The 20168-nt window shown below is 68.7% G+C and carries 20 protein-coding genes; 10 read left to right on the forward strand and 10 right to left on the reverse strand.

The window, feature by feature from the left end:
• Positions 1 to 70: 70 nt before the first annotated feature.
• Together NDI86_RS09300 and NDI86_RS09305 are read left to right on the forward strand one after the other, a co-directional pair.
• Positions 71 to 1258, forward strand: a complete 1188-nt coding sequence (locus NDI86_RS09300; RefSeq protein WP_310900142.1) for a redox-regulated ATPase YchF — start codon at positions 71 to 73, stop codon at positions 1256 to 1258.
• 114 nt (positions 1259 to 1372) lie between these two features.
• Positions 1373 to 3073: a methyl-accepting chemotaxis protein gene (locus tag NDI86_RS09305; protein ID WP_310900143.1), complete on the forward strand. Its 1701-nt coding sequence runs from the start codon at positions 1373 to 1375 to the stop codon at positions 3071 to 3073.
• Positions 3074 to 3078: 5 nt separating this feature from the next.
• Here the strand turns inward: NDI86_RS09305 and NDI86_RS09310 are convergent, their stop codons facing one another.
• The 3 genes from NDI86_RS09310 to NDI86_RS09320 form a co-directional block, all read right to left on the reverse strand.
• Positions 3079 to 3453 (reverse strand): hypothetical protein, encoded by a 375-nt coding sequence (locus NDI86_RS09310; protein WP_310900144.1) that lies wholly within the window; start codon positions 3451 to 3453, stop codon positions 3079 to 3081.
• A gap of 201 nt (positions 3454 to 3654) precedes the next feature.
• Positions 3655 to 4266 carry a hypothetical protein gene (locus tag NDI86_RS09315; RefSeq protein WP_310900145.1) on the reverse strand — a complete coding sequence of 204 codons (612 nt, stop codon included), beginning with the start codon at positions 4264 to 4266 and terminating at the stop codon, positions 3655 to 3657.
• The gene (locus tag NDI86_RS09320; protein WP_310900146.1) at positions 4266 to 4922 is read right to left on the reverse strand and encodes a DsbA family protein; all 657 of its coding nucleotides are present in this window, start codon (positions 4920 to 4922) and stop codon (positions 4266 to 4268) included. Before NDI86_RS09320 ends, NDI86_RS09315 begins: the two co-directional genes overlap by 1 nt.
• A gap of 251 nt (positions 4923 to 5173) precedes the next feature.
• Here NDI86_RS09320 and NDI86_RS09325 point away from each other — a divergent pair, with 251 nt between their 5' ends.
• Positions 5174 to 5497: a hypothetical protein gene (locus tag NDI86_RS09325; protein WP_310900147.1), complete on the forward strand. Its 324-nt coding sequence runs from the start codon at positions 5174 to 5176 to the stop codon at positions 5495 to 5497.
• Here NDI86_RS09325 and NDI86_RS09330 read toward each other — a convergent pair whose 3' ends face one another.
• Entirely contained in the window at positions 5498 to 6715 is a 1218-nt protein-coding gene (locus NDI86_RS09330) for an inorganic phosphate transporter (protein ID WP_310900148.1), read from the reverse strand.
• Positions 6716 to 7007: 292 nt separating this feature from the next.
• Here NDI86_RS09330 and NDI86_RS09335 point away from each other — a divergent pair, with 292 nt between their 5' ends.
• Both NDI86_RS09335 and NDI86_RS09340 read left to right on the forward strand, forming a co-directional pair.
• Positions 7008 to 7337 (forward strand): amphi-Trp domain-containing protein, encoded by a 330-nt coding sequence (locus NDI86_RS09335; protein WP_310900149.1) that lies wholly within the window; start codon positions 7008 to 7010, stop codon positions 7335 to 7337.
• A 390-nt stretch (positions 7338 to 7727) separates the two neighbouring features.
• Positions 7728 to 8855, forward strand: a complete 1128-nt coding sequence (locus NDI86_RS09340; RefSeq protein WP_310900150.1) for a beta propeller repeat protein — start codon at positions 7728 to 7730, stop codon at positions 8853 to 8855.
• A gap of 44 nt (positions 8856 to 8899) precedes the next feature.
• Here the strand turns inward: NDI86_RS09340 and NDI86_RS09345 are convergent, their stop codons facing one another.
• Positions 8900 to 9328, reverse strand: a complete 429-nt coding sequence (locus NDI86_RS09345; protein ID WP_310900151.1) for an ester cyclase — start codon at positions 9326 to 9328, stop codon at positions 8900 to 8902.
• A 151-nt stretch (positions 9329 to 9479) separates the two neighbouring features.
• Entirely contained in the window at positions 9480 to 10436 is a 957-nt protein-coding gene (locus NDI86_RS09350; RefSeq protein WP_310900174.1) for a TIGR03557 family F420-dependent LLM class oxidoreductase, read from the reverse strand.
• 196 nt (positions 10437 to 10632) lie between these two features.
• On the opposite strand from NDI86_RS09350, the gene NDI86_RS09355 reads away from it, so the two are divergent.
• Both NDI86_RS09355 and NDI86_RS09360 read left to right on the forward strand, forming a co-directional pair.
• The gene (locus tag NDI86_RS09355) at positions 10633 to 11124 is read left to right on the forward strand and encodes a YciE/YciF ferroxidase family protein (protein ID WP_310900152.1); all 492 of its coding nucleotides are present in this window, start codon (positions 10633 to 10635) and stop codon (positions 11122 to 11124) included.
• A gap of 206 nt (positions 11125 to 11330) precedes the next feature.
• Positions 11331 to 12386, forward strand: a complete 1056-nt coding sequence (locus NDI86_RS09360; RefSeq protein WP_310900153.1) for a DUF7972 family membrane protein — start codon at positions 11331 to 11333, stop codon at positions 12384 to 12386.
• Positions 12387 to 12402: 16 nt separating this feature from the next.
• Here the strand turns inward: NDI86_RS09360 and NDI86_RS09365 are convergent, their stop codons facing one another.
• The 3 genes from NDI86_RS09365 to NDI86_RS09375 all read right to left on the reverse strand — a co-directional run bounded on the left by NDI86_RS09365 (position 12403) and on the right by NDI86_RS09375 (position 15720).
• On the reverse strand, positions 12403 to 13398 hold the full coding sequence (locus tag NDI86_RS09365) for a DUF7972 family membrane protein (RefSeq protein ID WP_310900154.1): 996 nt from the start codon (positions 13396 to 13398) through the stop codon (positions 12403 to 12405).
• A 93-nt stretch (positions 13399 to 13491) separates the two neighbouring features.
• On the reverse strand, positions 13492 to 14736 hold the full coding sequence (locus tag NDI86_RS09370; RefSeq protein ID WP_310900155.1) for a hypothetical protein: 1245 nt from the start codon (positions 14734 to 14736) through the stop codon (positions 13492 to 13494).
• Between the two features lie 6 nt (positions 14737 to 14742).
• On the reverse strand, positions 14743 to 15720 hold the full coding sequence (locus NDI86_RS09375) for an LEA/WHy family protein (RefSeq protein WP_310900156.1): 978 nt from the start codon (positions 15718 to 15720) through the stop codon (positions 14743 to 14745).
• A gap of 107 nt (positions 15721 to 15827) precedes the next feature.
• Here NDI86_RS09375 and NDI86_RS09380 point away from each other — a divergent pair, with 107 nt between their 5' ends.
• The 3 genes from NDI86_RS09380 to NDI86_RS09390 all read left to right on the forward strand — a co-directional run bounded on the left by NDI86_RS09380 (position 15828) and on the right by NDI86_RS09390 (position 18756).
• Complete coding sequence (locus NDI86_RS09380) at positions 15828 to 16559, forward strand: 5-formyltetrahydrofolate cyclo-ligase (protein ID WP_310900157.1); 732 nt, start codon at positions 15828 to 15830, stop codon at positions 16557 to 16559.
• Between the two features lie 53 nt (positions 16560 to 16612).
• On the forward strand, positions 16613 to 18502 hold the full coding sequence (locus NDI86_RS09385) for a hybrid sensor histidine kinase/response regulator (RefSeq protein WP_310900158.1): 1890 nt from the start codon (positions 16613 to 16615) through the stop codon (positions 18500 to 18502).
• A gap of 74 nt (positions 18503 to 18576) precedes the next feature.
• Positions 18577 to 18756, forward strand: coding sequence for a hypothetical protein (locus tag NDI86_RS09390; protein ID WP_310900159.1), 180 nt, complete (start codon positions 18577 to 18579; stop codon positions 18754 to 18756).
• 2 nt (positions 18757 to 18758) lie between these two features.
• Here NDI86_RS09390 and NDI86_RS09395 read toward each other — a convergent pair whose 3' ends face one another.
• On the reverse strand, positions 18759 to 20165 hold the full coding sequence (locus NDI86_RS09395; RefSeq protein WP_310900160.1) for a dihydrolipoyl dehydrogenase family protein: 1407 nt from the start codon (positions 20163 to 20165) through the stop codon (positions 18759 to 18761).
• Positions 20166 to 20168: the final 3 nt, after the last annotated feature.

A 20168-nucleotide genomic window follows, 5' to 3' on the forward strand; every position in this document is an offset into this window, starting at 1 on the left:
TGTTTGCCACTCTCACACGCTCTCGCTCTGTTTGACAACGCTTTAGCCGCCCTTTCCGCACTAGCTTCCAATGAGCTACAAAATCGGACTCGTCGGCAAACCCTCCGTCGGCAAGTCCACACTTTTCAACGCGGCGACGATGAACGACGTGCCGGAGGGCGCGTACCCGTTCACGACCATCGACCCGTCGATGGGCGAGGCCTACGTCCGCGTCGACTGTGCGGCCCCGGAGTTCGAGCACTCCTGTACGCCCAACCACGGCTACTGCGAGGATGGGGTGCGGTTCGTCCCGACGAAACTGGTCGACGTGGCCGGACTGGTCCCCGGTGCCCACGAGGGAAAGGGCCTGGGCAACCAGTTCCTCTCGGACCTGAACGAAGCCGACGTACTCGTCCACGTCGTCGACTTCACCGGCGAGACGGACCTGGAGGGCGAACCCACCGAGGGCCACGACCCCCGCGAGGACATCGACTTTCTGGAGAACGAACTCGACATGTGGTATCTCGACGTCTTGGAGAAAGGCATCGAGCGCTACCGGTCGGGCTACCACGGCGAGGACAAGGACGTCGAGGCCGACCTCGCCGAGCAGATGTCGGCGTTCAAGATACGCGAGGAGGAGATAAAGCAGGTCGTCCTCGGACTCGACCTGGAACTCGACCCCGACACCTGGGACGAGGGCGACCGCGAGGCGCTTGCCCGCGAGATTCGAATCAGGACGAAGCCGATGGTCATCGCGGCCAACAAGATGGACACCGACGCGGCCCAGGACAACTGGGAGCCGATTACCACGGACCCCGACTACGAACACCTGACCTTCGTCCCCGTCTCGGCCCACGCGGAGAAGGCCCTGAAAAAGGGCGCCGAGCAGGACGTGCTGGACTATCGGCCGGGCGACGACGACTTCGAGGTGCTGGCGGACCTCCCCGCGGAGAAGGCCGCCGCCCTCGAACAGATTCGCGAGTTCGTCGACGCATTCGGCGCCACCGGCGTCCAGCAGGCGCTGGAGACCGCGCTGTTCGAGGAACTCTCGGCCATCGCCGTCTTCCCCGGCGCCCGCAAGCCCCAGGACGACGGGACCTTCCTCCAGGACTGTTTTGTCCTCCCCGACGGCTCCACCGCCGAGGACTTCGCGTACTTCCTGCACACCGACATCGGCGACGGCTTCCTCCACGCCCACGACGTGCGCTCGGGCCGGCAGGTCGGCGCGGACACGGAACTGGACCACCGCGACGTGGTCGAGATTACGACGACGAACTGACCGGTCGGATTTCAGTCCTGATAACGAGGTGCCCGTGCTTTTCACCGCTGACGGCCTCGTTTCGAGTATGTCAGTCACTGCTTTCCGGTCGAGCCGCCGCGCCCGAACGCAGAGGTGGACGACGTGACCGCGACCGTCGACGGACGCGGGACCGCGGACGGCCGTCTCGTCGGTCGACTGCTCGTCACCGTCGGACGGCTCCCGATGGCGGCCGAACCGCACCTCCCCGAACCGCTCCGGCGTGACTTCGGCGTCCGACTGTTCCTGCTGGCGTTCGTCTCCGTCGTCGTCGGGCCGGCTCTCGCTGCGGCGCTGTTTGCGGACGCGCTTCCCGCAGTCACGTTCGCGGCCGTCATCGTACTCTGTACCGGCTTTCTGGGCTACTGCGAGCTCTACCGCGCGATTATGGCGATAAACGAGAAGGCGACCGCCGTCGACGACGGCGACTACGACATCGACTTCGGCGTCGACCGGGTCGACGAGATCGGCGAGACCTACGCCACCCTCGAACGGACGGCCCGCTCGCTGGGCGACTCCCTCGAGGAGGCCAGACGCGCTCAGTCCGAGTCCGAGAGCGCTCGGGACGCGGCCGAGACGGCACGGGAGGAGGCCGAATCCGCCCAGCGAGTGGCGGAAGACGAACGCCGGGAGATGGCTGCCCTCTCGGACCACCTCGAACAGAAGGCCGCCCACTACCGGGCGGCGCTGTCGGCGGCCGCGACCGGCGACCTGACTGTGCGGGTCGACGCCGACAGCACGAGCGACGCGATGGCGGCGGTCGGGGCGGCGATAAACGAGACGCTCGACGCGCTCGACGGCACCGTCGGTCGCGGACAGACCGTCTCGACGCGCATCGCCGGTGAGAGCGAACGTGTGGCCGACCAGGCCGGGCGGCTTCGGACCGAGACGCGGACCGTCACCGAGCGCGTCGAGTCTATCTCCGACGGCGCGGAGACACAGCGGCGGCGGCTCGACGAGGCCGCCGACGAACTGAGCGACCTCTCGGCGACCGTCGAGGAGATGGCGTCGTCGGTGACCGAAATCGCCGACCGAAGCGGGACCGCGGCCGACCTCGGCCGGGACGCACAGCGCTCCTCGTCGGCGGCCCAAAGCGCCGTCGACGAGATTCGACACCACTCGACGACCGCCGCCGGCGAGGTGCGACAGCTCGACGCCATCGCCGAGGATATGGCCGAAATCGTCGACGTCATCGACCGAATCGCCGAGGAGACGAACATGCTGGCGCTGAACGCCTCCATCGAGGCGGCCCGTGCCGGCGAGGCCGGCGAGGGGTTCGCCGTGGTCGCGGACGAGATCAAACAGCTGGCCAGCGAGACACAGGAGGCCACCGGCGACGTGGAGGCGCTCATCGACTCGCTTCGCTCGCAGGTCGGCGACTCAGTGGACGCGATGGGCGAGATGGAGTCGGCCGTCGACCGCGGCAGCGACACCATCTCCGAGACCATCACGACGCTCGACGACGTGGTCGAGGCCACCGTCGGGGTCAACGACAGCATACAGGAGGTCGACCGCGCGACCGACCGACAGGCCGACACGACCCAGGAGGTCGTCGGGCTCGTCGACGACATCGGCGAGATAGCGACCGAGACGGCGTCGGTCGCGGACGACGTCGCCGCGGCCGCCGACGAGCAAGACGCCACGCTCGGCGAGATGGTCGACGCCGTCTCCTCCTTTGCCGACGACGCGGGGACGATGCACGACGAGCTCTCGCAGTTCGAGACGGCGGTCGACGGGACGACGAGGGGCGAGACGGCGGTGTACTCCCCCGACGAGCACGAGATATCGACGGACTGACCCGGCTACAGCAGGAGATACGCCAGCAGGGCGACGATGACGACCTTCTTCACGAGGACGACGGCGATGATGGTCTGTGTCAGCGTCAGGTCCCGCACGCGTTCGACGCCGCGCCGGACGGCGGCCGGCGCCGCGGCCAACTCACGGACGAGCAGGCGGGCTTCTGCCAGGACGGTCTCGACGGCGCTTCCCTCGCCGTCGGTGTAGGCGGCCTCGGCCGTTGGTACCCACGCCTCGCCGGTGTATCGCAGTTCGACCAACGCCCCCTCGAGATGCGCGACCTGCTCGAACGCGAGCCCGTTGGCCCTACACAGCGCTTCGAGGCGGGCCACGTCGCGGTCGCTGTCGAGGTCGTAGCGCCGGGGGACGCGCTCGTCCACTCGAAGCCGAACCGACAGACGACCTCGCGCTCCCCGACACGGACGCCGACGACGTCGGCCAGTTCGACGGTTCCCTCGGTCTCCTTGCGCTTGCGCCGCAGGTGTTCGTAGTCGCTGGTGTCGCCCTCCACTGTCGTTGTCTCGGACATGCGTCGCTACGCCGTCGTTCGGTCGAGAGGGCCAAAATAGTTCGCTCGGGTGTCAGATGTCCACCGGGCAGCCGTTTATCTCGCCGCCGCGCATCCCGTCGGCCAGCCAGTAGATAGAGAGTGTCAGGACGACCACCGCCCCGAGCGCGAACTCCAGGCCGTCGAGCGGGAGAAAGAGCAGCGTGGTCGAGACGCCGACCAGCGAGAGCAGCCCCAGCAACACCGCCGAGCCACAGGCCGCACAGCCCGCGCCGAGCGTCCCCAGGACGACGCCCGCGGCCCCCGCGCCGCCCTGCTTTCGGTCGAGTCCGTGTTCGCGAAAGTGGTACGTCGCCATCGCGACGTCGACGCCGGTCAGCAGCGCCACCGCGACCAGCAAGAGCCCCTGGACCGGGGTGAAGTTCGTCCCGACGAAGGGGTACAGCTCCCCGAAGATGGTCAGCCGGCTTTCGAGCGGCAGCGCGCCCCCGACCACGAGGTCCAGGAAGACGGGTCCGTTCAGCGAGACGACGAACGCGGACAGCGAGAGCGCGCTGGCGAGGACGGCGACGACGGCGTAGGTCGGCAGCGAGAGGACGAGACGCGCGGTCCGACCCATCAGCCGCCAGTCCCGTCGCCGGGTCGGGAGCCGAACGCCCCGCAGTGATCGCCCCACTGCGGCCATCACTCGACCCCCAGCGCCTCCGCGACGAGGTCGTAGCTCACGCTCCCGTTGGCCTGCGAGACGAACTCCCCGTCGCGAAAGAGGAGGACGATTGGGGTCTGTTTTGGCAGGTCGGCGTCCGCCGCGGCGGAGCTGTCCGCCTGGACCGCGTCGTCGTGGGCTTCGCTTCGGGCGTCGTCGACCACGACGGCGCCGTCGAGGTCCGTCGACTCGGTGAGAAACCGCTCGGTGCGGTCGAGGACGTTGTCGGCGTCGAACCGGTTCTGCGTCGCGAAGTAGTGGCCCAACAGCGCCCAGAACGCCCCCTCGCTGCGGGCGAACGTCGACTCCAGGGCCTGCGTCGCGGGCTCGCCCCACGGGTAGATAATCGGGTACGTCCGCACGACGTAGGCGCCTTTCCCCGCGTCGACGACGTTCGACTCGATGTCGGGCACCGTGTTCTCGTGGAACCGCCGACACTGCGTACAGGAGGGGTCCTCGAAGGAGAGCACCACGTGCCCGCCGAGGTCGCCACGCCGTGGCTGGGCGTCGAGGTCCGCCGCGGCCGGATGGTCGTCGATGGACTGGCCGCCGTCGCTCCCGCCGCTCCCGCCACAGCCCGCGAACGCGCCGACGACACCCGCGCCGACGACTGTCAGATATCGTCGCCTGTGCATACGGAGTCGGATGGACCCGGGTCGTTTAGCCCTTGTTCCAATTCCCACCCGAAAGGGACAACCGCCAGCGACTGGTAGAGCCGCCCGGCCGATGACGAACCGGTGTTCCGAGCCGGGGTGACTCCCCGGCGGTGACGAACCCTATGAGTGCCGAGGCCGCCGACGAGAGGACTGCCAGTGTCTCTTCCGGCAGTCCGAGCATCCCTGTCCCGAGTAGCAGAACTTACACGGTTCCAGAAGCGACTCCCGGTATGGACCTTCAGGCGACGGAACTGGGGGACCTCGAAGACCGCCTCAGTGATGCACTCGACCGACTCGGAGAGCTACAGGCGGGGACACGAGTGAGCTCGGACGCGTTCTTCTCGGAACCGTTCATGCGGAACCACACGGAGTTCGATTCGTTCGTCGCGTTCTACGAGCACGCGCCGTGGTCGCTCACCGAGCCGACCGACGTGCAGGGTGTCCCGCGCCAGGCGTTGAACGACTACGTCGCGGCGACGACCGACTTCGAGAGCTGGGAAGCGATGAAAACACAGGCCGCAGAGGAAGAGATAATCGACCAGGTCGTCCCCTGACTAGTCGATACCTGGAATCGCGGTCAGCAGCTGGTAGAGCCCGAAGCTGATAACGCCGGCCCCCAGCATCGAGCCGACCCACGACCCGAGCGTGTAGCCCACTTTCCGCAGCGAGATACCGCTCCCGCCCGCCGACTCCGCGGCCAGGCCGCTGCCGACGATACTCGCTATCATCACCTTGTTGAACGAGATCGGAATCCCGAGAACGATAGCCAGTTGCGCTATCAGAAACGCCGGAATGAGCGCCGCGATGGACCGTCTCGGGCCGAGCGACGCGTACTCGTTCGAGACCGCTTGGACGAGTCGCGGCCCCCGAATCCAGGCGCCCAGGAGAATCCCGCCGCCGCCGAGTGCGAGCAGGTACAGCGACGGCAGGTGGAGGTCCGACTCGAAGACCGTCTCGAGCGGGCCGGTCGCGAGCCCCACTTGCGTTCCGCCGCTCGTGAAGACGACGACGAGCCCCAGCGCGACGAGGAACTGATTGATGCCTGCACTTTCGTCCCGTCGGAGCAGCGCCCACGTGGCGGCGAGGACGACGAACCCACTGACCGCACTCACGAGCGCCATTCCGAGCGTGTAGCTCCCGCCGACGGATGTCGGGAACAGCCCGGCCTGGGTCGCGACGTACCGCGCGAGCGACCCCTGTGTCCTCTCGGCGGTCGATAGTATCGTGAACCGGATGTTCGCGAGTGCGTACCCGACCGCGCCGCCGAGCAACGGAATCCCCACGACCTCCGGGATGGCGTCGCTCCGGAGCCCACGCGCGAGACCGTACGCGAGGACACCCTCGACGACGGGAATCGCGAACCAGAAGCCGAGGATGACGACGTACTCGTGGACGGCGAACCCGCCACCGAGTGCAATCCCGGCCCCGACCATCGCCCCCGTGACGGTGAACGCCGACGGAATCGGATAGCCATACGAGTTTCCGACGGTGATGAGCGCCGCCGCGGTGAGCAGGGCCGCCGCCGCTGCGAGCGGCGTAATCGACACGCCGGTGACGAGGTCCTTGCCGATAGTCTCGGAGATGCTCCCGCCCTGGAGGACGGCCCCGAGCCCGGCGACGACCCCGACGAGCAGGGCCGCGCGGAGCACAGAGAGGGCGTTCGCTCCCACGGCGGGAGCGACGGGGGCGGAGTTACTGTTGGCTCCGACTGTAAACGACATCACGAGCGTCGCCAGGAGCGCGATGCTCAGGACGATCAGTACTGAAGCCATCTGTTGTGACGACCGTGTTCCGACTCCCCGACAGTCGGTCGGGTGCGGGTGATTCCACTCGACATCTGAGCGAGAATTCGCCGTCTGTAGCCCATGAAACCTTCGATATCTGCCGTATCGGTGTAGACTACTTCGATTCACAGGATACGTTATGCGAATCGAGCGGAGACTCCCCAGACGCGGGGGGACGGAGAACCTGGTCGGCGGTCCGTACCCCGCTCGCGCAGCGGCGAGACTTGCCCCTGCAGGGCCAACTCGAACGGGGGGTCCCGTCCACTTATCACCCAGTCCGATGAGCGAAATCGAAGCCGAACGGGAGATGACGCGCAGCGAGATAGCCACGTATCTGCACGAGTTCGCCGACGAACTCGACAGCGACACGGCCGACAGAGAGCCGGGGTCACACCGCAGTGAGGGGTCCCGGGACGGGCGAGTCACGTTCATGGTCGGGGACGACAGCGCGACCGTCAACCCGCCGGAACAGCTCTCCTTCGAGGTCGAAGTCGGCGCCGACGACTCCTTCGTCGGGGGCAACAGGGAGCAGGCGGTCTCGTTCGACCTCGTGTGGCAGACGGCGGAGTCCCAGGAAGAGAACGGCGAGTCGGAGATGGAAATCAAGTAACCGACCCACAGCCGCCGAGTCGTATCGCTCTCTTACCGCCCCGGTGTCACCGCCCTGCGTTCCGCTTCGGAAGCCGTCGCTTCGAGCGAGCAGCGGCTGAAGAACCGACTCGGCGAGAGACGCCCACCGGCGGCGACAGACGAGTCAGCGCCGTCGGAGGAGCCGCCGTCCCGTGCGAACGATGCGTCGTCGGACGAAGCGCGGGAGCCGCCGCCACGCTCGCTTCGCTTTCCGGAGTTTGCCCATTCTGTGACACCTCGTGCCCGCGACCGCCCGATACGGGCACTCGGAGTACCCTACCGCCGGGAGTAAGACTGCGGCTTGCGCGTGCGGCCGCCGACCCCGGCTCCGTAACACAAGAACTGAACGGTTGGACGACCGACATTCCGTATGGAGCCCCCGTCCCGAGTCACGGCGTTTGGCGCGTTCTTCCGCCGCTACGCCCGGTCGTGGTACCACGCCGTCGCGGCGGCGGCGATGACGGCGCTCGGTACGCTGACCGTCGTCGACGACCGGTTCGCCGTCCTCGCGCTGCTCGCGTACGCCGTCCCGCCGCTGGCCCTCTACGGCCGTCAATCGGTGGGCGCGGACGCACCGGCCGACACTGACGCGGCCGACGCTGCCACCGAGTCGGAGCCATCGCCGCCCCCCGACCCGGCCTGGACCGCGGTACCGACCGACGAGACGCTCACCGACGCGGCGGTCGTCGGCGACCGTGCCTACGCGGTCGGGGCGGCGGGGACGTTGCTGTGTGACGAGGGCGGCGAGTGGGACGTCGCCGTCGCCGACGGGCCCGACGCCGAATCGGCGGCGCTGCGGGGGGTCGCGGCGACGGCCGACGGCGTCTGGTTCTCCGGCGACAGCGGCGTCGTCGGCCGTTACGACCCCGAGAGCGGCCGCCACGTCTCTCACAGCGCCCCTGACGGCGATACGACGAACGTCGCCGCCGTGGCCGCGGCGGGCGAAGCTAGCGACGAGACCGTCCTGCTGGCGGACGGCGCCGGGCGACTCCGGCGCGGGCGCTACCGAGACGGCGACCTGGCCTGGGACGACCCCGTGACGCCGGCGTCGGGGTCGAGCCTGAGCGGGGTCGTTCTCCCCACGGCGGCGGTGGGGTACGCCTGCGACACGAACCAGACCGTCGTCCGGACCGACGACGGTGGCCGCACGTTCGACCGGGTCGGAGTCGACGCGGGCGGGACGCTGACCGACGTCGCGGCCGAGTCCGAGCGCTGTCTGGTCTGTGACGACGCGGGCGTGGTCCACCGCTACGACGGCGGGCGGTGGACCCCCGAGCGCGTCGACGACGGCGCGCTTCGGGCCGTCGCGGTCGCCGGTGACCACGCCCTGGCCTGTGGCCCGAGCGGGACGGTGTTCGAGCGGGGCCACCGCGACGGCTGGACGCGGCTGGCGACGCCGGCGTCGGGCGACCTGCGGAGCGTGGCAGTCGGGGACGCCAGAGCCGTCGCCGTCGGCGAAAACGGGGCCGTCGTCGAGTGGCCCCGCGACGGACGCTAAGTCGGTCGACACCGGGCGGCTCACAGCCGCTGGCACCAAGCCGACTATATCCGGAGATGCGCGGGCGGACTGGCGACTTCGAGCTGTTCGAGGAGGCCAGCCCTGTCCTCTTCGAGCCAGATTTCGGCGATTTCGTCGTCTTCGATGCGATACATTCCCATTCCCGTCCACTCGACGTTGTTCCCGGTCGGTTCGACGTCCTGATACTCGCCCTCGTGCGTGCCGCTCGCGGTGTATCGAACGACGACCAGGTCGTCCTCTGCGACCATCTCGTCGGTGTTCCCCGAGTAGTCCGGGAACGTCTCGAAGAGGGCTTCGAGATACGCAGTTATCGCTTCGGACTCACGTCGCTCTTCGTGGCTCCCGTACTCGACGACGCCCTCCGCGAGGAGTTCCGAGAGTTGTTCTCTGTCCTGTTCGTTGAACGCGCGCAGGTAGTCGCGAACGAGGTCCTTGTTTTCGCTTTCTGTCATTGGGTCTCTCACCTCTGGCACGGCGCTCCACACGGACCCGTCGCTCGCCTCACACCTCCCCGAAGCGCCGCTCGAAGTTTCGTCGTGGTGCGTGTTAGCTCTTGTCATATCCCCGGCCCCCTCGATGCCGACGCCGCGATTGGCCGCGGGCTCACGAGAACGACGGCAGTACTTCCTCCTCGTACAGCTCCAGCAGCGCCCCCTGGTCGTCGCCGATTTGCATGCTGTAGACGTGGTCGTAGCCGGCGTCGATGGCGGTCTGGATGCTGTCGATGTGTGCCTGTGGGTCGGGGTCCGTGATGATACTCCCCTCGGCGATGTCGGCCTTCGAGACCATCCCGGTCGCCTGCTCGAACAGCGCCGGCGTCGCCAGTTCGCTGCTCAGTTCGCCCGGCAGGGCCGAGTTGGGCCACTTCTCGTGGGCTGTCGCGACGGCCTCGGAGTGGGTCTCGGCCACACAGGCCTGGAGCTGGCAGAACCGGGGGCCCTCGCCGCCGTGTGCCTCCCACACGTCGATGGCGTCCTGCGGGCCGACTGACCAGAAGCCGTCACCGATATCGGCCGCGGCGCGGGCCGCCCGCTCACCGTAGGCGGAGACGCAGATGGGCGGGGGCTCCTCGGGCAGCGTGAACAGCTTCGCGTTCTCGACGGTGTAGTGCTCGCCGTAGTGGCTGACCTCCTCGCCCGTCCAGAGGCGCCGTATCACGTCGACGGCCTCGTCGAGCATCTCCGTGCGGACGGCGTGTTCGGGCCACCGGTCGCCCAGGACGTGTTCGTTCAGGTTCTCGCCGGTGCCGACGCCGGCGAAAAACGCGCGGTCCTCGAACATCGCGGCCACGGTGGCCGCCGCCTGCGCGTAGATGGCCGGGTGAAGGCGCTGTATCGGCGCCGAGACGCCGACACCGACGTCGACCTCGTCGGTCGCCGCGGCGACGCCGCCGAGCGTCGACCAGACGAACGGGGCCTCTCCCTGGGCGCTGACCCAGGGGTGAAAGTGGTCCGAAATCGAGAGGAAGTCGAAGCCGGCGGCCTCCGCCCGCCGCGCGTGCTCGACCAGGTCGGTCGGGCTGTGTTCCTCACTCGACAGCGTGTAGCCTATCTCGGTCATCGTCTCGTCTAGCCCGTCAGCCCTGCCTGAGACCACTGCCGGCACTCGAAAGGCGACTTTGCTCGCCAGTGTGGCGGTCGTCGTTCGAGCGCGTTGCCGTCGGAGCGAACAGCCCGCCGTCGGCGAGACACGCCCGGGCCCGGTCGCAGTTGCAACCCGGCGGCTCATTGGTCGCTCGCCCGAACCCTGCGATGCTATGACGACCGACTCAATCGAGCAACTACTGATCGAAGGCGTCCAGGAACTGTACTACACCGAACAGCAACTCGTCGACTCGCTGGGGACTCTGTCCGAGGAGACGAGCATCCAGGCCGCCAGTCACGCCTTCGCGGACCACCGCGAGGCGACCGAGCAGCAGGTCCAGCGCTTAGAGCAGGTGTTCGAGGCCCTCGGCGAGGAGCCGGAAGCCCGCGAGGACATCGTCGTGACCGCGATGCTAGACGAGCACAGGCAGTTCTCCGGCGAGAACGACGGCGAAGTGCTCGACCGGTACAACATGGCCGTCGGACAGAAGACCGAGCACTACGAGATCGCGGCCTACGGCAACCTCGCGTCGCTGGCGGAGAAGACCGGCAACGACGAGGCGGCCGACCTCCTGGTGGAGACGCTCCGGGAGGAACAGGACGCGCTCGACCAGCTCACCGAGGCCAGCGAGCAGTTCGACGAACAGCAGATAGCGAGCGACTGAGGCTGTGGCCCGACGCGGGGTAGCCGACACGTCCCGCTCGCTCGGGTTGGTCGATACGCCCTCCCGTTCGAGGTGGCGGATTCCTCCCCCTCTCGGGACACGCCTGTACCGCACGGACCGACAGCGGGCGGCCGGTCGAAGCGGGCCTTGCAGCTGCAAACAGGTTCCTCAGGCGTCGGCCGTGCGTAGCCGCTCTTCGCTGACTGATGGACGAGGAAATCGGAACTGAGATTCTGGACGGAGCGACGACTGGGCCGTACGAACGTCCTATCCAGCGGCTGCTCGTGCTTAGCGACCGGCTGGTGCTCGCGGGCGTCCTGCTGGCGGCCGCGTTCGTCTTTTTCATCGCCCTGGAGGTGGTGGGCGGGTTCCGCTCGGTCGACCGGGCGCCGCTGCTGTACCTGTTCAGCGCGCTGACCGGCGGGAACTTCACCCTCATCACCATCATCGTCTCGATAAACCAGCTGGTCGTCTCCCGGCAACTCTCGACGCCGGGCGAGCTCCGGACGCAGATAGCAGAGACCAACGAGTACCGCGAGTCCGTCATCGAGACGCTGCCGGCCAACGACGTGGCGCCGGTGACGCCGACCGAGTTCCTTCACCTGCTGTTGCGGGCGACCAGGGAGTCGCTGGCCCGGCTGGAACACGAGTCGGACGTCCTCGAAGACGGCGAGGTGTCGACCGACGGCGGCGATACCGAGATGGACGTGGACGCCGACGCCGTCGACGCGAGCGAACTCGTCGCGGGGCTGGTCGACGACCTCACCGACCACATCGACTACGTCGACGAGCTGTTGCGACAGTCGGATTCAGGCATCTTCAGCGCGCTCTCGGCGACGCTGACGACGAACTACTCACAGCACATCTTCCGCGCCCGCGAACTGCAGAACCAGCACGCGGACGAACTCACCGGGACCCAGGACGAGGCGCTCGACCAGTTGGTCGTCCTCCTCCAGCAGATAGACGTCGCCAGACAGTACCTCAAGACGCTGTACATGCAAGACGAGCTCTCGCAGCTCTCCCAGCGGCTCCTGATAGTCGGTATCCCCGCGGTGTTCGTCAGCATCGTGATGCTCAAGCTGTTCGCCGCCTCTCAGGGGATGCTGTTCTCGACGGGGACGCTCACGGTCCTGACCGACCTCGCCGTGACCGTCGCCCTGGCGCCACTGGCCGTCGTGTTCTCGTTCGTGCTACGAATCGCGGCCGTGGCGCGGCGGACCGTCGCCATCACGCCCTTCACGACGGCCTCCCAGGAGCTGTGAGCGGGGCCGAGACCGCTCACTCGCCGCTGGTGCCACTCTCCGGCGGGACGAACGGCCCGACCGAGACGGTGTGGCGAGCGATGGTCGCGGCCCGGAACACGTACGCGATGAAGATACACAGCGGCGTGACGACGACGCCGATGCCGAGACTGACGACCGGCGGGAGGTACTCCACCGGTATCGTGGTCGAACTGGCTCGGTAGAGGAAGGCGAGGGCGACGCTCGTGACCAGCGCGAGCAGGCCGGTGTAGGCGACGACACGCGAGAGCCGGGCGAAATCCTGCTGGAGCGAGAGCGTCTTGAAGAACTGGCGCGTGACGGCGACCGACTCCAGCAGGTCGTCGATGGCGTCTAGCTGTGTGGTCGCTTCCGCCGGGAGGTCGCCGTCGTAGCGGTTCCGGAGGTGCTCCGTCGCGGTCAGGTTCATCGCGTACTCGGTGCCGAGAATCACGTCCAGCACGTCGACGATGGGGGTCTGTTCCTCGACGTCCGACGCGACGTGCTCGCCGTAGGCGGCGATGCCGTCGGCGTAGTCGGCCACCGGCGCCGGGAGGCCACTCTCGGTCGCCACCGCCTGCAGGCGCCGGGCGCGCTCGGTCAGCGTCGTCGCGACGAGGTTCAGAAACGCCGCGGGGTCGTTCGGGACGGCCGGCTCGCCGGCGTGTTCCCGCACGCGCTCCCGGAGCTCTCGGGTGCCCTGTAGCTTCTGGGAGAGCCCGCTCGGCGAGCCAAACACCCGCGAGAGGATGAGCTGGTTTATCGACAGGGCGATGGTCACGAGCGTCACCGTCCCCGAGATGAACCCGCTCGCGAAGGCCGTCGCGGCTTTGCTGTTCGGGCCGACGGTGAGCAGCCCGACCCGGGTCCCGGTGTAGAGGAGGGCGACCACCGAGGCGACCAGCACGGCCGCGACGGCCATCCGGTTCCCGCCGAGCAGGAGCCAGTGAGACACACGCCCACCGAAGCCGCCAGCGTTCGTGACCTCGCTGGCCGTCCGTATCTCATCGGGCATGGGACCTCCCGCCGCCGACAGCTGTCGGATGGTTCACACGTCTGGTTGGGGGCGTGGGCTGAAAGGGCTACGGCCGGCGAGGAGCGGCCACTGTCAGGGCCGGTCCCGGAACAGCGTCAGGTGGGCGATGATGGTCCGGCTCTCCAGCCCGCCCGCCAGCGCCCCCGAGAGGACGCCGATGGTGCTGATGAACGCGCCCGTCCGGACGAGGTCGACGAACCCGACGGTGGGGTCCTCGAGGCTCGGCCAGTTCGACATCAGGTCCGGCGGGAACACGAGCAGTTCGACGACGAGCATCACGCTCCAGACGAGCGCGAAGAGGCCAGCCATCGCCAGGACGAGCACGAGGAGGACGGCGACGTTGACCAGCGCCGTCTGCTCGGTGACGAGGCGGTGTCGCTTGCGCGGAAAGGAGAGGTTCTGGGCGAAAAAGAGGTAGCCAGCGGCGACGAGGACGCTGGCGACGGCGAACAGCGCCGCCGTCACGTCGTCCATGTTGAACCCGACGTCCCACGACTCGGCACTGAAGACGATGACGAGCGTCGGCGTCAGCGCCGCCGTCGACAGCTTCGGCAACGACAGCGGGAGCAGGGGCGCGCGGCTGTTGACGACCGCCCCGATGACCCGACTCGGGTTCCGGAGCGCGCTGCGGGCGTGGAAGGCGAGCCGTCCCACCGGCCCGCGCGGCGTGGCCTCCTCGGCGGGTATCTCGTCGGCGATGCGGTGCAGGTACGCCTCGACGTCGGCGTCCATCGGGGGAACCGCCCGCCGGTCGGGCCGGAACTCGAACGGCGCCATGGCGCCCCCGTCGCTGTGTCCCGCTCCGAGCACGTGACCGAGGAGGTGGACCAGCAGCGTCGCCCCGTTCCAGCGGACGGCCGCGTCGTCGAGGGCCCGCGGCGGCCGGCCCCGCGGGGCGCGTCGGAGGTTCCGCGTCGAGAGGACGGCCACCCGCGCGAGCGGCGAGGCGAGGCCGGGGACGAACCGCTCCCGGCTGGAGACCAGCGGGGCGTCCGTGACGACGAGGACCGCGTCGTACGGCCCCTCGACCATCTCGTGGGTCGCGCGGTCGAGGAACTCCGCGGGGCGTCGCCGACCGGTGTCCGGGAGCCGACGTGGCGCTTCGAGGTAGAACCGCCAGGTCACGTCCGTCGCCGACCCCAGCTCGTCGGCGGCGTCGGCGGCGGCCCGCTCGCCAAAGGACCGCAGCCGCTCCGGCCCCGTCTCGGCCGTGTGAGCGACGAGGACGCCCACGTCGACCGCCATCTCGGCCGCCGACGGGGTGTCGGTGGCCACCAGCGTCGGCGTCTCGTCACCGGTGGTACGCGCGTCGGTCATGGCGGGTCAGCTCACCTCGTGCGGCGCGGGCGGGCTCCGAGATGGGTCCGCAGTAGCGTTCCCGTCACCGAAGACGTTCGTCCGGAACGTGCGGTTGTAGGTGAGGCCGTCGACCGTGACACGGCGCTCGAAACCGCGGTACCCCACCGTAGCGGTGAACGCGACGGAGAGTCGGGACGTACCGTCGCGCCGGCGGTGGGTGACCCACCACTCGTCGAGCTTCGAGTTGTCGATGGTCGCCCGGAGGTCGACCGCTCGCGTGCGCCCCGCGGGGATGCCCGCCTCTCCGGCGGCACTCCCGCGGCCGACGACGACGCCGTTCATCCGAATCGTGTACCGGACGTCCGTCACCGGGACGGCGACGGGGAGGTCGTTCGTCACCGTGGCCGACGCCAGTATCGGCGTCCGCTCGCGGGTCGCCGCTCCCCAGCGTGCGTTCGTCTCCTCGACCGTCAGCACTGACCGACCGGCCACGTCGACGCTGCGGTTCCGGTCGCTGTTCAACGGCCCGAGCAGGTCCGTCCGGAACGTCCGGGTCCGGGTCGCGTCCTCGGCCGGGACGTCGATACCGGCGTAGTCGAGTTCGACCTCGGGGTTTACCCGCACCGTCGTCGTCTCGTTGCGGTTCACGTGGCGGACCCACCACGGGCGAATCCTGTCGTTGTCGAACCAGGTCCGGACGGTCACCACGTCCTCCGGGCCGTCCACCCGGACCTCCCGCTCGACGCCCGACGCCACCGCGACGCCGTTCATCGTCACGGTGTAGCGCACGTCGGCGACGGCGTCGCCGGCCCGGAGCAGCGACGGGTTCTCGACTCGAACGTGGGTGACGACTTCCGTCTCCTCCGGTGTGACGCGCCCCCAGTCGCTGTCCACAGACCGGACTCGCGGTCGGTCGACGGCGGCGAGGCCGTACGCGCCCGCGCCGACGACGAGGAGTCCGGCGACGACGACCAGCACGAGGACGCCCCGTCTGTGGCCCATACCCGACGGCTGTGGCGCGTCGGCCGTAGCCCCGTGCGTGGCACTCTCAAGCCGTTGATAGGCGGTGAAACCGGGAGACACGTGTGCCCCGAGTCCGAGGTCGGGGTATGGACAAGCAGGCCATCCGCGAGCGGGTGTGGGACCGGCTCGAAGCCGACGGCGTCGCCCGGTTCCCGTTCCCGCCACAGGACCGCATCCCGAACTTCGAGGGCGCCGCCGCGGCCGCCCAGCGGGTGACCGAGACGGCCGTCTGGGAGCGCGCCGACGCCGTCAAGGCGAACCCCGACTCGCCACAGCTACCGCTGCGACGGGCCGCGCTCCGTGCTGGCAAGACGGTCTACATGGCGGTCCCGCGGCTGCGAGACCGGCGCTGTTTCTACGAGCTGGACCCGGCAGACCTCGACGACCTCGAGGCGGCACCGGCCGTCTCGAACGTCGCCGACCACGCCAGGCAGGTCGGCCCCGAGGCCGTCGGCGACCTCGACCTCGTGGTCTCGGGGTCGGTGGCCGTGACCGAAGCCGGTGCCCGTATCGGCAAGGGCGAGGGGTACAGCGACCTCGAGTACGCCGTCCTCCAGGAACTGGGACTGGTCGACGCGGCCACGCCGACGCTGACGACGGTCCACGAACTGCAGGTCCTCGACGGGCCCGAAAGCGCCGTTCCCGACGCGAGCGTCCCCGTCGACGCCCACGACGTCCCGATGGACTCCGTCGTCACGCCGGGCCGGACCGTCGAGACCGACACACCGTTTCCGCGGCCCGACGGCGTCGACTGGGCGGCGCTCGACGGCGAGCGAATCGCCGAGATACCGGTGCTCGCCGAGCGCGCGCCGGAGTAACAACAACGGGTGTGGTACAACAGTGATATACGGCTGAAAGACCTTGCCATACCATGGACAATCCCGCGGTTGCTGGGGGGCGACCGATACACGCGACGGAGAGGGCCGTTCGCGTCCTCTACGTCGACACGGCGTCGACCGTCCCCGAGTCCCTCCGCACCGCGGACGAAATCACGGAGATACGCAGGGCCGACACCGCCGACGAGGCCCTGGCGACGCTCGACCGGGAGCACGTCGACTGCGTCGTCTCCGAGTACGCGCTGCCCGACAGCGACGGTGTCTCGTTCCTCCGGACCGTTCGGAACCGATGGGCGAACCTGCCGTTCGTGCTGTTTACCGACAGCGGTGACGAGGGGGTCGCCAGCGAGGCAATCGGCGCCGGCGCGACCGACTACCTGCCCAAGGACAGCGCCGGGGCACTCGGCGCGCGGGTCGTCACGACCGTCACCGACGCCGCCAAACAGCAGGCTATCCTGGGCCGGATGACCGACGCGTTCTTCGCGGTCGATACCGACTGGCGGTTCACCTACGTCAACGACCGGGGCCGTGAACTCCTCTGTGAGGCCATCGGGAGGGAGCTCTCCACGGGCGAGTTGCTCGGACGGCCCATATGGGAGGAGATACCCTCGGCCGTCGATACGCGGTTCTACGACGCCTACCACCGGGCGATGGACGAACAGGAGTCCGTCGCCTTCGAGGAGTACTTCGACCCCACGGACACCTGGTTCGAGGTCCGGGCGTACCCGTCCCCGACCGGCCTGTCGGTGTACTTCACCGACGTGACCGAGCGGAAGGCTCGCGAGGCGGAGCTGACAGAGCGGGACCGCGTCCTCCGCGAGGTGTATCAGATAATCGCGGACAAGGAGCGGGCGTTAGCGGAGAAGGTCGACGAACTGCTGGACCTGGGTCGAGCGGTCCTCGGGACGGACTGTGCCGCGCTCTCGAATATCGAGGACGACGACTACGTCTTCGACGTCGTCCACGACCCCTCCGGCGGGACCACGAGCGGCGACGTCGTCCCGCTGGGCGCGACCAACTGCGAGCGGGCGGTCGTCGACGAGGAGACGCTCGTCCTCGCCGACGTCGCCGCCGAGGCCCCGGAACTGACCGACCGGGCGGGGTTCACCGAGATGGGTATCGCCTGCTATATCGGGACGCCCGTGTGGGTCGACGGCGAGATAGACGGCACCTTCTGCTTTTTCGACACCGAGCCACGGAGCGACCCGTTCTCCGACTGGGAGGTGACGCTGGTCGACCTGCTGGGAAACTGGGTCAGCTACGAGCAAGAGCGCGAGCGCCGCGAGGCCGAACTCACGCGCGAGCGCAACCGACTGGACGACTTCGCGAGCCTCGTCAGCCACGACCTGCGGAACCCGCTGACGGTCGCGCTGGGCCGACTCGACATCGTTCGCGAGGGATACGCCGGCGACCCGGACCACGTCGACACGCTCGAAGCGTCCCTGGAGCGGATGGACGCACTCATCGAGGACCTGCTGGTGCTCTCGCGGTCGGGCCACCAGACCGTAGAGCCCGAGCCCCACCGCCTCCAAACGGTCGCCACGGCGGCCTGGGAGGCGACCGGAAGCGACGACGCGACCTTCCGGACGGTGGACGGTGACACCGCCGTCTACGGGGACCCCGTCTCCACCCAGCAACTGTTCGAGAACCTCCTGCGCAACAGCGTGGAACACGGCGGCTCGGGCGTTCTCGTCGAAGTCGGCTCGCTGTCGGACGGGTTCTACGTCGCCGACGACGGGCCGGGCATCCCGCCCGAGGAACGCGACCGGGTGTTCGACAGTGGCTACACCACCAGCGACGACGGCACCGGCTTCGGCCTCCGAATCGTCAGGGAAGTACTCGACGCCCACGGCTGGTCGATAACCGTCACCGAGAGCGAGCACGGCGGCGCGCGCTTCGAGATAACCGGCGTCCGGGTCGACTGACCGGCCACCGACGCCCCGGCGGGGACCCGCTCGGCGGGGGAGTACTTATAGAAGTGTAAACTCTACAACAAGACATGGCGCACCTGCCAGAGCGACCGAAGGAGTACGTCTGTGAGAACTGTCACACTATCGTCGCGGGCGTCGTCCACGGTGAGCCGCCCGACCACACCTACGAGTCACCGAGTGAGTGTGCCGCCTGTGGCGCGACCGAGTTCGTCGAACTGGACCGCTACCCCTCGATGCCCGGCCAGTAGCGCTATCCGGAGAGCTGTGCGACGCAGTCACGGACCAGGCCGTCGAGGTTCTCCGGGAGCGTCGGGTGGTAGGCCCGGTCGGGAATCTCCCGCACGTCGAGCCCGAGTTCGACGACGACCTGCAGCGTCTTCGCGACGCTGTCGGCGTGGTAGTGCAGTCCCTGCCAGCCGAGGACGGTGCCGTCCGTCGCGTCGACGACGAGCTTCGAGAGGCCCTCGGGGACGCCCTTCGACTTGAACACGCCGTCGTCGCTGGCCTGTCTGGTCGCCGTCACCACGCGCAGTCCGGCGGCGCGGGCGCTCTCCTCGCTGTGGCCGACGCGGGCGAACGGGTAGACGCCCAGCCCCGAGAAGATGACGTGGTGGTGGACGTTCTCGTAGGGCAACGGCCCCTGGCCCGCCTCCTGGCGCAAAATGTTCCGCGCGGCGGCAAAGCCCTGCTCCTTGGCGACGTGGAGAATCGGTTCCTTCCCGTTCACGTCGCCGACGGCGTAGACGTGGCCGGCGTCGACGGTCTGCATGGTGTCCGTGACCCACTCTCCCTCGGTCGAAATCGACGTGCGCTCCAGTCCGAGTCCGTCGAGGGTGGGCCGGCGGCCGGTGAAACAGAACAGCTGGTCGGCCTCGTACTGCTCGGTGCTGCCATCGTCGAACTCAACGGACAGCCTGACGCCGCCGTCGTCGGTCGGTTCCAGTTCGCACTCGTAGCAGTTCGTCGGTATCGTCACGTCCCAGTTGGCCTCGTAAATCTCGCGGGCCGCGTCCCCGAACTCGGGGTCGGCCTCGTCGATGGGGCGGGCGTCGTGCTCGACGACCGTGAGTTCCATCCCGCCGGCCTCCGCCAGATAGGGGACCAGCTCCATCCCGACGTAGCCAAAGCCCATCACGATACCCGACTCCGGAAAGTCGGTCGCGTCGAGCACGTCGGCGCTGGTCATGTAGTCGACGGTCTCGATACCGGGCGTGTTCGGAACGTAGACGGTCGACCCCGTCGCTACGACGACGTAGTCCGCGTCGAAGGTCCGCCCGCCCGCGCGGACGGTGTGGTCGTCGACGAACTCGCCGCTCGCGTGGACGAACTCGACCTCTTCGCGCTCTGCCAGTTTGTGGATTCCCTCGCGGCGGTGCCCGGCCCAGCCCAGCACGTGGTCGTCCTTGCGCTCGACGGTCGCTTCGAGGTCGACCTCGGGGAGGTCGCCGACCAGTCGGTCGTCGTGGCGCGCCTGGAACCGGTGGGCGCCGGCCGAGAGCACCTCCTTGGAAGGCATACACCCCTTCAGGATACAGAGGCCGCCGCCCGGGTCCCCGTCGTCGATGAGTGTGAGTTCGATTCCGTCCACGGGGGCGAGTTCGCCGGCGACGGCTGCGCCGGCGCTCCCGTACGCACCGATGATGACGACGTGGGTCATGCA

It is taken from the genome of Haloarcula onubensis (assembly GCF_031624605.1).
In the GTDB taxonomy this organism is placed as follows: domain Archaea; phylum Halobacteriota; class Halobacteria; order Halobacteriales; family Haloarculaceae; genus Haloarcula; species Haloarcula onubensis.